The organism is Burkholderia sp. 10_S31 (assembly GCF_056930375.1).
In genome coordinates this window covers 2,920,391-2,936,569 of sequence record NZ_JBXOWK010000003.1, presented here as the reverse complement: position 1 = coordinate 2,936,569, position 16,179 = coordinate 2,920,391, and the positions used below count along the sequence as shown (strand labels likewise).

Genomic DNA, 16,179 nt, shown 5'->3' with positions numbered 1-16,179 from the left:
CGAACCTTCCAACCAAGGAGACACGCATCATGACGCAATGGATCGACACCGGCGCCCTCGACGACATCGACGACGAGGACGTCGCCCGCTTCGACCACGACGGCCGCACGTACGCGATCTACCGGATCGACGGGAATGTGTATGCGAGCGACGGACTGTGCACGCACGAGCACGTGCATCTCGCGGACGGGCTCGTGATCGACCACGTGATCGAATGCCCGAAGCACAACGGGCGCTTCGACGTGCGCGACGGCCGGGCGCTGTCGGCACCCGCCTGCGAGAAGCTGCGCACCTACCGCGCGAAGGTCGAGGACGGCCGCATCCTGATCGAGGTGTGACGCGATGGCGAACGACCGGGTGATGGCGATCGTCGGCGCGGGCCATGCGGGCGGGCGCGCGGCGCAGGTGCTGCGCGAGGGCGGCTGGCGCGGGCGGATCGTGCTGATCGGCGCGGAGGCGCACCTGCCGTACGAGCGGCCGCCGCTGTCGAAGGGCGTGCTGACCGGCGAACGCAGCGCCGCGCAATGCGGGCTGCGCGATCCGGATGCGTGGCACGCCGACGGCATCGAGCCGATCGTCGGGACGGTCGAGCGGATCGATCCGGTTGCGCGCGCGGTGCATGTATCGGGCGGCCGCGGATTCGACTACGACGCGCTGCTGCTCGCGACCGGCGGCCGCGCGCGCCGCCTCGCGATTCCGGGCGCGGAACTCGACGGCGTATTCGCATTGCGCACGCTCGACGATGCGGCGGCGCTTGGCGCGCGGCTCGTGCCCGATGCGCGGGTCGTGCTGATCGGTGGCGGCTTCATCGGTCTCGAAGTCGCGGCGTCGGCGCGCTCGCGCGGCTGCCGCGTGACCGTGCTCGATGCGGCGCCGCGCCTGCTCGGGCGTGCGGTGCCGGCGGCGATCGCGGCACGCGTGCATGCGCTGCATGTGCAGCGCGGCGTCGCAATCGGCCTGAACCGCCGGCCCGTCGCGATCGAGCGCACGCCGGACGGTGCGCTGGCCGTCGTGCTCGACGACGGCGACACGCTGATCGCCGATACGGTGGTCGCCGGCATCGGGATCGAACCGGCCGACGAACTGGCGCGCGACGCGGGTCTTGCCGTCGAGCGCGGGATCGTCGTGAACGCGCGGCTCGAGACGTCGGCGCGCGGCATCTATGCGGCCGGCGATGTCGCGGTGTTTCCGAGCAGGGCGTCGGGGCGGCTCGTGCGTCAGGAAACCTGGCATGGCGCCGAAACGCAGGCGCGCGTCGCCGCCCGCAACATGCTCGGTGCCGACGAACCGTATCGCGAGATGCCGTGGTTCTGGTCCGATCAATACGACGCGCAGTTGCAGGTGGCCGGCGAACCGGCGCTGGGCGAGCGGACGGTCGCGCGCGTGCTCGGCGACGACGCGGAGATCCATTTCCACTTCGATGCCGGCGAGCGGCTCGTCGCGGCGAGCGGCTTCGGCCGTGCGTCGGGATTCGTGAAGGAGATGCGCGTCGCGCGCATGCTGGTCGAGCGCGGGATCGGCGTGAGTCCGGCCGCGGTCGCGGATGCTGGGGTGAAGCTGAAGTCGCTGGTGTCGTCGGCGGGCGATCGCTAGCGGCGGTGCGCTACAGGTGTGGCGGCGATCGTGCGAAGCGTGAGAGGGCGGAAGGATCGAAAGCGCGCGGCAACTGCCGCCGCGCGCTCGAGTCCGAGCATGAGTCCGCGCTCGAATGAAACCGCGATCAGGCCATCGTATGCAGATGCAGATACAGGCCGGCAGCCGCAGCGCCGCCGAGCAGCGGGCCGATTACCGGCACCCACGCGTAGCGCCAGTCGCTGTCGCGCTTGCCGGGAATCGGCAGCAGCGCATGCATGATGCGCGGCGACAGGTCGCGCGCCGGGCTCATCGCATAGCCGGTCGGGCCGCCGAGCGAGATGCCGATGCCGAGCACGAGCAGGCCGACGGGCAGCGCGTCGAGCGCGCCGAGGCCGACCTGCGGCGACGCGAGGTACAGCACGCCGAGGATCAGCACGAACGTGCAGATCGCTTCGGTCAGCACGTTGTGCGTGACGCTGCGGATCGCGGGCGCCGTGCAGAACACCGCGAGCTTCAGGTCCGCATCGACTTCCTTCGCGAAGTGCTGGCGGTACGCGAGCCACACGAGCAACGCGCCGGCCATTCCGCCGAGCATCTGAGCGAGGATGTAGCCGCCGACCTTCGACCATGCGAACTTGCCCGCGAGCGCGAGGCTGATCGTGACGATCGGATTCAGGTGCGCGCCGCTGAACGATGCGGTCACGTAGACGGCGACGAACACCGCCATCGCCCAGCCCATGACGATCACGATGAGGTCCGCGCCTTTGCCCTTGGTCTTCGCAAGCAGCACGTTTGCGACCGCGCCGTTGCCCAGCAGCACGAGGATCGCCGTGCCGATGAATTCCGCAATATAAGGTGACATGTTGTCTCTCGTAGATGACGGCGGACTCGCGTTGCGGTCCGCCGGTATTGTTTTATTTCGTTCGGATTGCTAGGGGTGAATGCGGGGGTTACTGCGCGTCGTCGGCCCACGCCTTGGCGGCGCGCACCGCGCGCTGCCAGCCGGCCATGCAGCGCTCGACCTGCTCCTTCGGCATCGACGGCGAGAAGCGGCGATCGAGCTGCCACTGGCTGCGCAATTCGTCGAGGTTCTTCCAGTAGCCGATCGCGAGGCCCGCGAGGTAGGCCGCGCCGAGCGCGGTCGTCTCGGTGATCTGCGGACGCACCGCGTCGACACCGAGCAGGTCGGCCTGGAACTGCATCAGCAGGTCGTTCGCACTTGCGCCGCCGTCGACGCGCAGCTCGCCGATGCTGATGCCCGAGTCGGCTTCCATCGCGGCGAGCACGTCGAGCGACTGATAGGCGATTGCGTCGAGCGCCGCGCGCGCGAGGTGCGCGGACGTCGTGCCGCGCGTGACGCCGAACACCGAGCCGCGCGCCCGTGCGTTCCAGTGCGGCGCGCCGAGGCCGGCGAAGGCCGGCACCAGATAGACGCCGTCGGTGTGCGGCACGCTCGCGGCGAGCGCTTCGATTTCGGCGGCCGACTTGATGATGCCGACGCCGTCGCGCAGCCATTGCACGACCGCGCCCGCGATGAAGATGCTGCCTTCGAGCGCGTACTGCACGTCGTCGCCGATCTGCCAGGCGATCGTCGTGACGAGGTTGTTCTTCGACTCGATCGGCTTGTCGCCGGTGTTCATCATCAGGAAGCAGCCGGTGCCGTAGGTGTTCTTCACCATGCCCGACGTCGTGCACATCTGGCCGAACAGCGCCGCGTGCTGGTCGCCGGCGATGCCCGCGAGCGGGATCTTGGATGCGAACACCGTGGTCTTCGTGTGGCCGTAGATTTCCGACGACGCCTTCACGTCCGGCAGCATGCTGCGCGGGATGTCGAGCAGTTCGAGCAGCTCGCTGTCCCACTCGCGCGTGTGGATGTTGAACAGCATCGTGCGCGATGCGTTCGTCACGTCGGTCACGTGCAGCTCGTGCTTCGTGAAGTTCCACACGAGCCAGCTGTCGACGGTGCCGAAGGCGAGCTTGCCCTGGCGTGCCTTGTCGCGCGCGCCCGGCACGTTGTCGAGGATCCAGCGGATCTTGGTCGCGGAGAAGTACGAGTCGATCGGCAGGCCGGTCTTCGCGCGCACCTTCGCCTCGAGGCCCTGCTTCTTCAGCGAATCGCAGAAGTCGGCGGTGCGGCGATCCTGCCAGACGATCGCGTTGTAGACGGGCTGGCCCGTCTCGCGATCCCAGACGATCGTCGTCTCGCGCTGGTTGGTGATGCCGATCGCGGCGATCGACGTGCCGTTCAGGCCGGTGCGCGTTACGGCTTCGGCGGCGACGCCCGCCTGCGTCGACCAGATTTCCTGCGGGTCGTGCTCGACCCAGCCGGGTTGCGGGTAGATCTGTTCGAATTCCTTCTGGGCGATCGACACGATGTTGCCCTGGCGATCGAACAGCATTGCGCGGGAGCTCGTCGTGCCCTGGTCAAGCGCGAGGATGTACTGGTCCTGCATGTCTCTCATCTCCATCCGTGGATTGGCGTAGTTGTGATGCGCGCCGCATGTTGCGCGGCGCGTCGGTGAATCAACATCGGTAAGACAACTGCAACTGCAAACGGATCATGCGTGCGGCGCATGCGCGGCGGCGAACCACGCGTCGAGCGCGGCCGTCACGGCATCGAGCGTGCCTGGCGCGACGTGCAGGCCGAGCTTCGAGCGGCGCCACAGCACGTCCTGCGCGCAGGTGGCCCATTCGACGTCGCGCAGGTAGCGCAGTTCGGCGTCGTGGATGCCCGGCGCGATCTCGGGGCCGAGATCGGCGAGCGACTTCGCGCCGTCGACCACGCGCTCCGCGCGCGTGCCGTACGCACGCGCATGGCGGCGCGCGAGCGCGGCGGGCAGCCACGGATGGCGTTTCGCGAACGCGTCGGCGAACACGTCGAACTTCGCATCGGCGATGTCGCCGCCCGGCAGCGGTACGCCGGCCGTCCAGGTTTGCGCGTCGCGGCCGAGGGCGCGGCACAGCAGGTCGCCGGCTTCTTCCGCGAGCTTGCGGAAGGTCGTGATCTTGCCGCCGAACACCGACAGCAGCGGCGCGCCGGCGCCGTCGTCCATCTCGAGGCGGTAGTCGCGCGTGACGGCCGATGCATTCGCCGCGTTTTCGTCTTCGAGCAGCGGGCGCACGCCCGAATAGGTCCAGTGCACGTCGGCCGGCGAGATCTTGCGCTTGAAGTAGCGGTTGATCGAATCGCACAGATACTGCGTCTCGTCGCGATCGATCGCGACCTTCGCGGGATCGTTCGTGTATTCGACGTCGGTCGTGCCGATCAGCGTGAAGTCGTGCTCGTACGGAATCGCGAAGATGATCCGCTTGTCCGGGTTCTGGAAGATGTACGCATGATCGTGATCGAACAGGCGTCGCGTGATGATGTGGCTGCCCTTCACGAGCCGCACGCTGTGCTGCGCGCCGCGGCCGAGCGCGCCGTGCAGCACGTCGCCGACCCACGGGCCGGCCGCGTTCGCGACGGCGCGCGCCCGGACGACGCGGATCGAGCCGTCCGCATGCTGCAGCCGCGCTTCCCATTCGTCGCCGTGGCGCACCGCCGACACGAGCTTCGTGCGCGTGAGGATCTCGGCGCCGCGCTCCTTCGCATCGAGCGCGTTCAGCACGACGAGGCGCGCATCGTCGACCCAGCCGTCCGAATACACGAAGCCGCGCTTGATCGAGTCGATCAGCGGCGCGCCGGCCGCATGGCGGCGCATGTCGATGCCGCGCGAGCCGGGCAGCAGTTCGCGTTTCGCGAGGTGATCGTAGAGGAACAGGCCGATGCGGATCAGCCAGGCCGGCCGCAGGTTGGGCATGTGCGGCATCACGAAGCGCAGTGGCCACATGATGTGCGGCGCCGCGCGCAGCAGCGTTTCGCGCTCCTGCAGCGCTTTGCGGACGAGGCCGAATTCGTTGTACTCGAGATAGCGCAGGCCGCCGTGAATCAGCTTCGTGCTGGACGACGACGTGTGCGACGCGAGGTCGTCCTGCTCGCAGAGCAGGACCGACAGGCCGCGGCCGGCCGCATCGCGCGCGATGCCCGCGCCGTTGATGCCGCCGCCGACGACGAGCAGATCGTAGCGATTCGGTTGGGTCACCCTGCTGTCCTTATCGTCTGATGAAAATGGGTGAACATAAAATGTTCTAATTCGAAATTTAACGAACGAAATCGAAAAAGTAAAGTTCGAAAAAAGCGGGGCCAGTAGCGCACGGCGCGATCCCGGACGATACTGGCGGAATCGACCGTTTCGCGAGGTGAATCATGCGTATTGGGATGTGGGCCGGCGCGTGCGCCGTCGTTCTGGCAGGGTGCGGCACCGGCACGCCGCCGCTTGCCGGCAACTGGCGCGCGCCGTCGTTCGTCGACCTGCAGACGTCGTGCGGCGGCACCACGCGCGACTGGGGCGCGGACGCGCAGCCGGTCTATTCGACGCTGTACGACGCGTACGTGGCGAAACGGTACCGCGGGCTGACGGAAGCGAACTATTGCGCGTTCGTAAACGAACTTTCAGCGCACTATGCGGCGCCCGACGCGGCGGGGCGCACCGGATGGGTCGCGTATTTCAACGGCGCACGCGCGCAGGCCGTCAGCTGGCGGGCCGCGGTCGATCCGACGCTGCGCGGCGGCTGACGCGGGAAGCTGCGGGAGGCGGGAAAAGCGGGAAAAGCGGGAGAAGCGGCGCGGCCGGAAATCCGGCCGGCGCGCTCAGGTCAGGAACAGCGGTACTTCAGGAATAGCGGTACTTGATGGATCGCAGTGCGGCGTCGCCGGTCTCGGTCACGCAGTATTTGCGTCCCGAGCCGAGCGCTTCCAGTCGGACGAGCTGCTGTTCGAGCAGTGCGTCGATTTCGTCCCGATCCATGTCGCCGTGATCGGGGGCATCCTTCACAAGCAGTAGCGTGGCGAATTCATGCGGACTCAGCATCGTTCTCTCCATGGCAATCGGTTTGCCCGCGCCGCCGGCGCAAACGCCGGTGCGCGATACCCCGGAGGGTATGGCTTGGGGGGAAAGCTGTATTCGCCGGCCTTGGGATTCGCACACGCCTTGGCACAGGCGGATCGGGCGAACGGGCCGGGGAACTGGAGTCTAGTCGAGCGCGCGGGCAACGACAAATCGTGCCCCGTTAATTTTCAGTTTGACAGGCACGCCAGCCGCTAGCGGTTCGGTCGTTGCGCCAACTTCTTGATTTCACTTGAAGTTTCAGGTGCGGTGCAGCATCGCAAACGTCATTCCGCGACGTACACCTGGGTGCCCGCGGCGGCTACCGCGTCCGCCATCTCCGGTGGCAGCGGCTTGTCGGTGAAAAGCGCATGGACCTGGCTCAGGTGCCCCTGGCGCACCAGCGCCGGGCGGCCGACCTTCGAATGGTCGGCGACGAGGTAGACCGTGCGCGCATGCTGCATGATCGCCTCGGCCACGCGCACCTCGCGCGTGTCGAAGTCGCGCAGCGTGCCGTCGGCCTCAATCGCCGACGTGCCGATGATCGCGTAGTCGACCTTGAACTGCCGGATGAAGTCGATCGCGAGCTCGCCGACGATGCCCTTGTCCCACGGCCGCACGATGCCGCCCGTGATCAGCACCTCGCAGTCGGGATAGCCGCTCATCATCGACGCGACGTTCAGGTTGTTCGTGATCACGTGCAGCCCGTGATGGCGGTTCAGCGCGCGCGCGACTTCCTCGGTCGTCGTGCCGAGGTTGATGAACAGCGACGCCTGGTCGGGGATGTGTGACGCTGCCAGCGCCGCGATGCGCCGCTTCTCGTCGTGGAACATCCGCTGGCGCGCGGTGTACGACACGTTCTCCGAGCTGGTCGGCAGGCTCGCGCCGCCGTGGTAGCGGCGCAGCAGGTTCAGGTCGGCGAGCCAGTTCACGTCGCGGCGGATCGTCTGCGGCGTGACCGCGAAGTGCGCGGCGAGATCGTCGACGGTCACGAAGCCGTCGCGCTGCACCCATTCGAGCAATTCCTGCTGGCGCGCGTTGAGGGTGAGGCGGGGATCTCGGGTCATGGCTCGGCGGTCGGATCGTGAAGCGGAGCGGGTATTGTAAGGGTGGGAAGGCCGTTCGGCCGGCGTGCGGCGCGCGGTTGCCCGGAATTCATGCGGAAAGCGCATGGATTCATGTGACAAATGAATTTGCGCGATCGCACGGATCGCGCTGCAATGGCGGACTGTCCGCGCACGCCGATCGTGCGTCCGGCGCGTTCATTCAGCTTTCGACGAGGGGAAACCGATGACTGGCTTCAACTGGCACAACCCGTATCCGACGACCCGCATTCCGGTGTTCGCGCGCAACGTCGTATCGACGTCGCACCCGCTCGCCGCGCAGGCCGGGCTGCGGATGCTGTGGAAGGGCGGCAATGCCGTCGACGCGGCGCTGGCCGCCGCAGCCGCGATCACGGTGGTCGAGCCCGTGTCGTGCGGGCTCGGCGGCGATGCGTTCGCGCTCGTGTGGGACGGCGAGCGGCTGTCCGGGCTGAATGCGTCGGGTGTCGCGCCGGCCGCGTGGAACCCCGACTACTTCCGCAAGCGTCACGGCGAGGACGCGCACGGCATCGCGAACAAGCCGACGCGTGGCTGGGATACCGTCACGGTGCCGGGCGTGATCGCGGGCTGGGAAGCGCTGCATGCAAAGTTCGGTTCGTTGCCGTTTGCGGACCTGCTCGAACCGGCGATCGAGATCGCCGAGCGCGGCTATTCGGTGTCGCCGATCGTCGCGCACAAGTGGGCGGCCGCGGTGCCCGAGCTGCAGGGGCTGCCGGGTTTCGCCGAGACCTTCATGCCGCGCGGGCGTGCGCCGCTCGTCGGCGAGCGCATGTGCCTGCCGGGCCACGCGCAGACGCTGCGCACGCTCGCGAAGGACGGCCCGCGCGCATTCTACGAGGGCGCGCTTGCCGGGCAACTCGCGGCGTTCGCGCGCGAAGGCGGCGGCGCGCTGACCGAAGCCGACCTACGCGCGTACCGGCCGGAATGGGTCGAGCCGATCGGCAAGCGCTTCGGCCGCCACACGATTCACGAGATCCCGCCGAACGGGCAGGGCATCGCCGCGCTGATCGCGCTCGGGATCGCCGAGCAGGCGGGCGTGACCGAATGGCCTGTCGATTCGGTCGATTCGCAGCACCTGCAGATCGAGGCGATGAAGCTCGCGTTCGCGGACGTCTATCGCTACGTCGCCGATCCGCGCGCGATGGAACTGACGCCCGAACAGATGCTCGACGACGCGTATCTCGCGGAACGCGCGAAGCTGATCGATCGCACGCGCGCGACGCACTTCGCCGCGGGCCGGCCGCATTCGGGCGGCACGATCTACCTGTCGGCAGCCGACGAGCGCGGGATGATGGTGAGCTTCATCCAGTCGAACTACATGGGCTTCGGTTCGGGGCTCGTCGTGCCCGGTACCGGCATCGCATTGCAGAACCGCGGGCACGGCTTCTCGATGGATCCGCGCTCGCCGAACGTCGTCGCGGGCGGCAAGCGGCCGTTCCATACGATCATCCCCGCGTTCGTCACCGAGGAAGTCGACGGCCGCACCGAGGCCGTGATGAGCTTCGGCGTGATGGGCGGCGACATGCAGCCGCAGGGCCACCTGCAGACCGTCGTGCGGATGCTCGGCTACGGACAGCAGCCGCAGGCCGCATGCGACGCACCGCGCTGGAAGGTCAATCGCGACTTCACGCTCGACGTCGAGGCGACGATGAAGCACGAGACGGTCGATGGGCTCGCCGCGCGCGGCCATACGATCAAGTCGATCGACGATCCCTACATGGATTTCGGCTCGGGGCAGTTCGTGTGGCGCCTCGATCGCGACGATCCCGAGCGCGGCTACGTGGCCGCGAGTGACAGCCGTCGCGACGGTCTCGCGGCCGGGTTCTGACGGAACGCTTCCAGAGTGGTACCCGACGGGCGGCCGAATGGCCGCCCGTTTCGTTTGGTGCGGCGTGTTTCGTCGATGCCGCGCAAACGGTTCGAAGAACTCATCTAACGAACCGCAATACGGGCAATGGAACTGCGCCGGTCGGGCATGGTCAGTGCTTTGAAGCACGAACATTCAAGTCCGGCTAAGATGCCAGAATGGTTCGGCCGGACCAATTCACTATAAATGCAAGCAAAACGTCGCCTGCGGGCGTCTCGCCTGTGCCGAGGGCATCGGCCGCACGACCGCGCGACGACTGGGAGTGCACCACCATGCCTACTGAAACGACGCATGTCATGCCGTGGCGTATCGAGGACATCGACCTGAACCGGATCGATCGTCAGCGCGCCGCCGCGAACGAGGATCTGCTGTTGCTGCTGTGCGCGTCGTCGTTCATCGAAAGCGGCTCGGATCTCTACACGAGCAACCTGAGCGAGTTCTTCAACGACGATCCGGAAGTCTCCGCGTGGCTCAACAATGCATGGGAGCACGAGGAGCTGCAGCACGGGCGTGCACTGAAGGCGTACATCGCGCACGTGTGGCCCGAGTTCGACTGGGATACCGCGTTCGCGAATTTCTTCGCCGAGTATTCGAAGACCTGCTCGGTCGATGCGTTCGAGAAGACTCGCGCGCTCGAGATGGTTGCACGCTGCGTCGTCGAGACGGGCACGGCCACGCTCTATCGCGCGATCAACGAATGTTCGGACGAGCCGGTGCTGAAGGAGATCACCGACAACATCCGCTCGGACGAAGTGCGTCACTACAAGCACTTCTTCAAGTTCTTCAAGAAGTACAACAAGCTCGAAGGCAACGGCCGGCTCGCGGTGCTCGGCGCGCTGATGCGCCGCGTGATGGAAATCAAGAACGAGGATTCGGAGATCGCGCTGCGCCACGTGTTCGCGATCCGCTATCCCGATCGCATCGGCGACAATCAGTACAACCGCGAGCGTGCCGCCCGCATCAGCTCGCTCGTGCGGCGCAACCTGTCGGCCGACATGTGCGTGAAGATGCTGCTCAAGCCGCTCGACCTGCCCGCGAAGATCCAGCCGAGCGTCCACTATCCGCTGACGAAAATCACGCGGCACGTGTTCATGCGCTGATCGTCACCGCGCGGCCCAGCGCGTATGCTGCGACAGTATCGTCTGCTTTTCACCGGGGCCGCCATCATGACCGATTCCCATCGCCACGCGCTCGAACAATGGACGTTCGATGCGTGGCCGCCGGCCGTCGTCGCGCTGTTCGACGGCACCGCCCTCGAACGCCACGCCGACTTCGCCGCGTCGCTGATCGTCGCGACCGACGACGGTCAGCTGCGCACGACGCTGCTCAGCGTCGGCGAGATCCATGCGCGCGATGCGCACACGCTGCTGCTCGCGCTATGGCCGCAATCGCGCGCGGCGCGCGCGCTGGCGCACCGGCGTTCGGCCGCGCTGACGCTCGTCGCGGACGGCACATTCTTTCAGGCACAACTAAGGATCGAGCCGCTCGAAGGGGACTTCGGCGGACTGGCCGGATTCGCTGCGACGATCGCGCACGGCGATGCGCAGCGGGTCGGCTATGCGCGTCTCGCGACAGGCGTCACGTTTGCGCTGGAAGGGCAGGCACGCGCCGAGGTGCTCGCGCGCTGGCAGCGCCAGGTCGAGCACCTGCGGCGCGAGGCCGCGCGGCTTCAGTGACCGCGCTGGCCGCTGCGCGACGAACGGTTGCGGTTCGCGTGCGCGGCATTGCCGTTCGCGGGGCGCGTGCCGTTGCCGCTCGACGGGCGACCGCCACCGCCGGCATTGCCGGTCGCACCGCCGGCCGTGCGCGGCTTGGCCGCCTTCGCGGCCTTCGGCTGCGCATTGCCATCACGCTTCGCGGCCGGCTGGCCTGAGCCGCCTGCACGCGGCTGGCGATTGCCACCGCCACCGCCGCCGCCACCGCCGCGCGGTTGCTGCTGCCCGCGGCGCTGCTGGATCGGCTCCGGCTTCACGTTCGGATCGGGCTCGAAGCCCGCGATCACTTCCTGCGGAATCTCGCGCTTGATCAGCCGCTCGATGTCGCGCAGCAACTGCTTCTCGTCGACGCACACGAGCGACACGGCTTCGCCGGTCGCGCCCGCGCGGCCCGTGCGGCCGATCCGGTGCACGTAGTCTTCCGGCACGTTCGGCAGGTCGAAGTTGACGACGTGCGGCAACTGATCGATATCGATCCCGCGTGCGGCGATGTCGGTCGCGACCAGCACCTGCAGCGTGCTGTTCTTGAACTCCGCGAGCGCGCGCGTGCGGGCCGACTGGCTCTTGTTGCCGTGGATCGCCATCGCGCTGATGCCGTCCTTCGTCAGCTGTTCGGCAAGCCGGTTCGCGCCGTGCTTGGTGCGCGTGAACACGAGCACCTGGAACCAGTTGTGTTCGCGGATCAGGTGCGTGAGCAGCTCGCGCTTGCGATCGCGGTCGACCGGGTGGATCTTCTGCGCGACGCTTTCCGCGGTGGTGTTGCGGCGCGCGACTTCGATCAGCGCCGGCGAGTCGAGCAGACTGTCGGCCAGCGACTTGATTTCGTCGGAGAAGGTGGCCGAGAACAGCAGGTTCTGGCGCTGCGGCGGCAGCTTCGCGAGCACGCGCTTGATGTCGTGGATGAAGCCCATGTCGAGCATCCGGTCGGCTTCGTCGAGCACGAGGATGTCGAGATCCGACAGGTCGATCGTCTTTTGCTGCATGTGGTCGAGCAGGCGCCCCGGCGTCGCGACGACGATGTCGACGCCGCGCTTGAGCGCATCGATCTGCGGATTGATGCTGACGCCGCCGAACATCACGGTCGAGCGCAGCTTCAGGTACTTGCTGTACGCGCGCACGCTTTCCTCGACCTGGGCGGCGAGTTCGCGCGTCGGCGTGAGGATCAGCGCGCGCACCGCGCGCTTCGCGCCGCGATGCTCGGCGTAGAACGTGTGCAGGCGCTGCAGGATCGGGAGCGTGAAGCCGGCGGTCTTGCCGGTGCCGGTCTGTGCGCCGGCGAGCAGGTCGCCGCCGCCGAGGACGGCAGGGATGGCCTGCTGCTGGATGGGGGTCGGCGATGTGTAGCCGAGCTCGTTGACCGCCTTGACGAGCGGTTCGGCCAGGCCGAGAGATTCGAAAGACATAGATACCACTCTTCAGTTTTATGATCGGCGACGCCTCGCGCGGCCCGCGCGGGGAACGGCGTCGCAAAAAGCAAAGGGGCGCGGCTGCGGTTTCCCGCAGCCGCGCCCCCGTCTGTGTCGCGCGTTATTTAGTCAAGCGGCGCGGAACGCAGGTCGCTCACCTGTTGCGGCGAGATCGGCGTACCGTTGTTGCCCCACGACATCCGGATATACGTGACGACTGCCGCGACTTCCTGGTTCGACAGCGACTGTGCGAACGGCGGCATCCCGTACGGACGCGGATTCTTGAACGTGCTCGGCGGGTAGCCGCCATTCAGCACCATGCGGATCGGGTTGACTGCCGATTCCATCACGATCGAATGGTTGCCCGCGAGCGGCGGATAGGCCGGCGGCTTGCCCGAGCCGGTTTCGGCGTGGCAGGTCGCGCAGTTGTCCGCGTAGATCTTCTTGCCCTGGTCGAACAGCGCGTTGCCGAACTGCTTCGACGGCTCGTACTGCATGTTCTTCGGCGCTTCAGCCTTCTGCGGGATCGACTTCAGGTACGTCGACATGGCGCGCGTATCTTCGTCGCTCATGTACTGCAGGCTGTTGTGGACCACGTCCGCCATCGGGCCGAACACCGCGCCCTTCTGCGATACGCCGGCCTGCAGCAGGTCGGACAGCTCCTGCACGTGCCAGTCGCCGAGGCCGAGTTCCTTGTCGTTCGTCAGAGACGGCGCATACCAGTTCTGCAGCGGGATCAGGCCGCCTGCGAATGCCGACGAGGTCACCGGGCCGCCCATCATGTTGATCGACGTGTGGCACATCGAGCAGTGGCCGAGGCCTTCGACGAGGTACGCGCCGCGGTTCCATTCGACCGACTTGGTCGGATCCGGCTTGTACTCGCCTTCCTTGAAGAACAGCGTGCGCCAGCCGATCAGCAGGTTGCGGTTGTTGAACGGGAACTTCAGTTCGTGCGGACGGCTCGGCACGGAAACCGGCGGGACCGAACGCAGGTACGCGTAGATCGCGTCCGAATCGGCGCGCGTGACCTTCGTGTAGCTCGCGAACGGGAAGCCCGGGTAGAGCAGGCTGCCGTCCTTCGAACGGCCGGTGTGCATCGCGCGGTAGAAGTCGTCCGACGTCCACTTGCCGATACCATCCTTGTCGTCCGGCGTGATGTTCGGCGTGTACATCGTGCCGAACGGTGTCGCCATCGGCAGGCCGCCCGCGAACGACTTGCCGCCGCGCACGGTGTGGCACGCGATACAGTCGCCGACGCGCGCGAGGTACTCGCCCTTCTTGATCAGCGCGGCCTGGTCGGCCGGCGTGGCCGCGACGGCGGCAGCGCCGTGCAGTGTGTCGTTGCCCGGCCACAGGACCGGCACGAGGGCGGCGGCCGCGACGATCGCGACAGCCGAGAGTGCAAACAGGGACTTGCGTTTCATTGTGTCTGTCTCCCTTGCCTTATTGCGGTTCGCTGCCGCAGGCGAGCGGAGTCTTCATCGAACGCGCCGGGGCCGGCACGGGGTTGGCGGGCGCCGGTTGCGCGGCGAGCCATGCGGTCACGGCCGTCACGTCTTCGTCCGACAGCTTCGACGCGATATCGTGCATGCAATCAGGCGCCTTCGCGTGGCGGTTGCCCGAGCGCCATGCGCCGAGCTGTGCGCTCAGGTAATCGGCGTGCAGGCCGACGAGGCCCGGGATCGCCGGCTGCATGCCGGTCAGCCCTGCGCCGTGGCAGGCCACGCAGGCCGGCAGCTTGCGGGACGGGTCGCCTTGCGTGACGAGCTGCTTGCCGCGCGCGAGCGTGGCGGCCGGCAGCGTCGGCTTGGCCGGCGTCGGGTACGGCGGACGCTCGGCCGAGAAGTGCGCGGCGATCTCTTTCAGGTAATCGTCGTTCAGGTACGTCAGCAGGTAGTTCATCGGCGGGTACTTGCGCCGGCCGTCACGGAAGTTGACGAGCTGGTTGTACAGGTACTCCGCCGGCTTGCCGGCAAGCCGCGGGAAATAGTCGTTGTCCGTGCCCTGGCCGTGAACGCCGTGGCATGCGGTACAGCCGCGCACGCGCTCGGCCATGGTATCGGGTGCCTTGAGCGGCGCCTGCTGGGCGTGCGCTTGCTCCGTGGGCTTGGTCTGCGCTTGAGCAGCGCTCGTAAGGCCCGCGCCACCGATCAACAGAACGGCAAGCAACGGACGGAAGAGGCGTCTTGAAGACACACGAGACTCCATGTTTATTCGTCGGGGACCTGTCCGGGCTACGATCGGCTCGGCGCATGGACGGCAGGACAGCCGGGCTGCTGCGACGCGGCATTCTATCATCGATGGGTAATGACGGCTATTTGGCAAAAGGACATCGGTTCCAGTCTGTTCGCGACTTGCGACAATTTGCCGCGCTGTGTGCACCTGCAGTGTGAACTGGCGTGCGCTTTGACCATCGAAGACCGTACACTCGCGGGTCGCGCGGCGCCGCCTCCGCCGCAGATCCAGTCATTTCTCCCGTTTCCGGATTCATCGATGACGTTCCCTACCGTGCCGTTGCCGTCTTCCCGCTGTCGTTCCATGTGCCGCCGCACCGCCGGCCAGCCGTTCCCGGGAGGGCGCGCGCGATGAGGATCGACAGCTTGTGGATCGGGCAGGTCGCGCTCGCGGCATTGATGGACGCGACGTTCGCGATGGCGGTCGGCTCGGCGCTGCTCAAGGCGTGGCTCGGCAAGGATGGCGGGCGGCCGGTCATCGCACCGTCGCACCCGGCATGGCTGCGCGCGCAACATTCGCTGGTCGCGGCGGCGCTGGCGCTCGTGCTCGCCGATCTCGGCTGGCTGGTGTACGAAGCCGCGTCGATGAGCGGCGCGGGGCTCGGCGGCGCGTTCGCCGCGATTCCCGTCATGCTCGCGCAGACGCACACGGGCTTCGCGTGGAGCGTCGCGTTCGCCGGTGCCGTGGTGCTCGCGATCGTCGCGCTGGCGAAGCCGGAGGGCCCGCTCGCGCACGCGGTGCTGTGGCTCGCGGTGATCGTGATCGCGGCCGGCAAGGCGTCGCTCGGCCATGCGGCCGATACGGGCCCGTTGTCCGCGGCGGTCGGCGTCCAGACGCTGCACTTGCTCGCCACCGCGGTGTGGGGCGGCCTCGTGCTCGCGGGCGGGCTTGCGGTGCTGCCGGTGCTCGGCTCGTCGGTCGCGCGCGGTGCGCTGATCCGGATCGGCCAGCAATTGTCGCGGACGTCGGTGATCGCGGTCGTGTTCGTGCTCGGCACGGGCGTTCTCAATGCGCTGCGCGGGCTCGGCGGCTCGCTCGCACCGCTCGACGGCAGCACGTGGGGGCGCGTGCTGCTGCTCAAGCTGCTGCTCGTCGCGCTCGCGCTCGTGCTCGGCGGGCTGAACCGCTTCTCCGCGCTGCCGCGCCTGCGCCGCACCGCGTCGACCGAAGACGCGCACACGTTCCGCAACATCCTGCATCTCGAAGCGCTGACGATGATCGGCGTGTTCGTCGCGGCTGCCGTGCTGTCGTTCAGCGTGCCGGGGTTCGCGGCGCTCGGCTGACGGCCGGTTCGGCGCCGCGCAGGGCGGGGCGCCCGCGCGCCGCGTGCTGCAGATGCAAAAACGGCCGCCT

15 protein-coding genes are annotated in these 16,179 nt (G+C 67.6%); 7 read left to right on the top strand and 8 right to left on the bottom strand.

What is annotated here, in order from left to right:
* The first annotated feature begins 29 nt into the window (after positions 1-29).
* The gene (locus tag AC1Z3W_RS33840) at positions 30-338 is read left to right on the top strand and encodes a non-heme iron oxygenase ferredoxin subunit (protein ID WP_011657860.1); all 309 of its coding nucleotides are present in this window, start codon (positions 30-32) and stop codon (positions 336-338) included.
* 4 nt (positions 339-342) lie between these two features.
* Positions 343-1,593 (top strand): NAD(P)/FAD-dependent oxidoreductase, encoded by a 1,251-nt coding sequence (locus tag AC1Z3W_RS33835; protein WP_483509381.1) that lies wholly within the window; start codon positions 343-345, stop codon positions 1,591-1,593.
* Between the two features lie 127 nt (positions 1,594-1,720).
* On the opposite strand, the gene AC1Z3W_RS33830 is transcribed toward AC1Z3W_RS33835, so the two are convergent.
* The 3 genes from AC1Z3W_RS33830 to glpD form a co-directional block, all read right to left on the bottom strand.
* Complete coding sequence (locus AC1Z3W_RS33830) at positions 1,721-2,437, bottom strand: MIP/aquaporin family protein (protein ID WP_057926626.1); 717 nt, start codon at positions 2,435-2,437, stop codon at positions 1,721-1,723.
* An 88-nt stretch (positions 2,438-2,525) separates the two neighbouring features.
* Positions 2,526-4,028 carry a glycerol kinase GlpK gene (gene glpK, locus AC1Z3W_RS33825; RefSeq protein ID WP_057926627.1) on the bottom strand — a complete coding sequence of 501 codons (1,503 nt, stop codon included), beginning with the start codon at positions 4,026-4,028 and terminating at the stop codon, positions 2,526-2,528.
* Between the two features lie 105 nt (positions 4,029-4,133).
* Entirely contained in the window at positions 4,134-5,657 is a 1,524-nt protein-coding gene (gene glpD, locus AC1Z3W_RS33820) for a glycerol-3-phosphate dehydrogenase (RefSeq protein ID WP_124833644.1), read from the bottom strand.
* Between the two features lie 164 nt (positions 5,658-5,821).
* Between glpD and AC1Z3W_RS33815 the strand changes: the two genes are divergently transcribed.
* On the top strand, positions 5,822-6,190 hold the full coding sequence (locus tag AC1Z3W_RS33815; protein WP_185734464.1) for a hypothetical protein: 369 nt from the start codon (positions 5,822-5,824) through the stop codon (positions 6,188-6,190).
* Positions 6,191-6,287: 97 nt separating this feature from the next.
* Here AC1Z3W_RS33815 and AC1Z3W_RS33810 read toward each other — a convergent pair whose 3' ends face one another.
* Together AC1Z3W_RS33810 and AC1Z3W_RS33805 are read right to left on the bottom strand one after the other, a co-directional pair.
* Complete coding sequence (locus AC1Z3W_RS33810) at positions 6,288-6,485, bottom strand: hypothetical protein (RefSeq protein ID WP_057926630.1); 198 nt, start codon at positions 6,483-6,485, stop codon at positions 6,288-6,290.
* Positions 6,486-6,787: 302 nt separating this feature from the next.
* Positions 6,788-7,567: a DeoR/GlpR family DNA-binding transcription regulator gene (locus tag AC1Z3W_RS33805; protein WP_048025981.1), complete on the bottom strand. Its 780-nt coding sequence runs from the start codon at positions 7,565-7,567 to the stop codon at positions 6,788-6,790.
* 223 nt (positions 7,568-7,790) lie between these two features.
* Here AC1Z3W_RS33805 and AC1Z3W_RS33800 point away from each other — a divergent pair, with 223 nt between their 5' ends.
* The 3 genes from AC1Z3W_RS33800 (at position 7,791) to AC1Z3W_RS33790 (ending at position 11,146) form a co-directional block, all read left to right on the top strand.
* A complete protein-coding gene (locus tag AC1Z3W_RS33800; protein ID WP_483509380.1) occupies positions 7,791-9,431 on the top strand; it encodes a gamma-glutamyltransferase family protein in 1,641 nt (546 codons plus the stop codon).
* Positions 9,432-9,742: 311 nt separating this feature from the next.
* Positions 9,743-10,570 carry a ferritin-like domain-containing protein gene (locus AC1Z3W_RS33795; protein WP_057926632.1) on the top strand — a complete coding sequence of 276 codons (828 nt, stop codon included), beginning with the start codon at positions 9,743-9,745 and terminating at the stop codon, positions 10,568-10,570.
* 66 nt (positions 10,571-10,636) lie between these two features.
* Positions 10,637-11,146, top strand: a complete 510-nt coding sequence (locus AC1Z3W_RS33790; RefSeq protein WP_124833647.1) for a hypothetical protein — start codon at positions 10,637-10,639, stop codon at positions 11,144-11,146.
* On the opposite strand, the gene AC1Z3W_RS33785 is transcribed toward AC1Z3W_RS33790, so the two are convergent.
* The 3 genes from AC1Z3W_RS33785 to AC1Z3W_RS33775 form a co-directional block, all read right to left on the bottom strand.
* Entirely contained in the window at positions 11,140-12,588 is a 1,449-nt protein-coding gene (locus tag AC1Z3W_RS33785; RefSeq protein WP_483509379.1) for a DEAD/DEAH box helicase, read from the bottom strand. The genes AC1Z3W_RS33790 and AC1Z3W_RS33785 overlap by 7 nt on opposite strands.
* Positions 12,589-12,716: 128 nt before the next feature.
* Positions 12,717-14,015, bottom strand: a complete 1,299-nt coding sequence (locus AC1Z3W_RS33780) for a c-type cytochrome (RefSeq protein ID WP_057926634.1) — start codon at positions 14,013-14,015, stop codon at positions 12,717-12,719.
* A 19-nt stretch (positions 14,016-14,034) separates the two neighbouring features.
* On the bottom strand, positions 14,035-14,799 hold the full coding sequence (locus AC1Z3W_RS33775) for a c-type cytochrome (RefSeq protein WP_057926635.1): 765 nt from the start codon (positions 14,797-14,799) through the stop codon (positions 14,035-14,037).
* 377 nt (positions 14,800-15,176) lie between these two features.
* On the opposite strand from AC1Z3W_RS33775, the gene AC1Z3W_RS33770 reads away from it, so the two are divergent.
* Complete coding sequence (locus AC1Z3W_RS33770) at positions 15,177-16,109, top strand: CopD family protein (RefSeq protein ID WP_124833649.1); 933 nt, start codon at positions 15,177-15,179, stop codon at positions 16,107-16,109.
* The last annotated feature ends 70 nt before the right edge of the window (positions 16,110-16,179 follow it).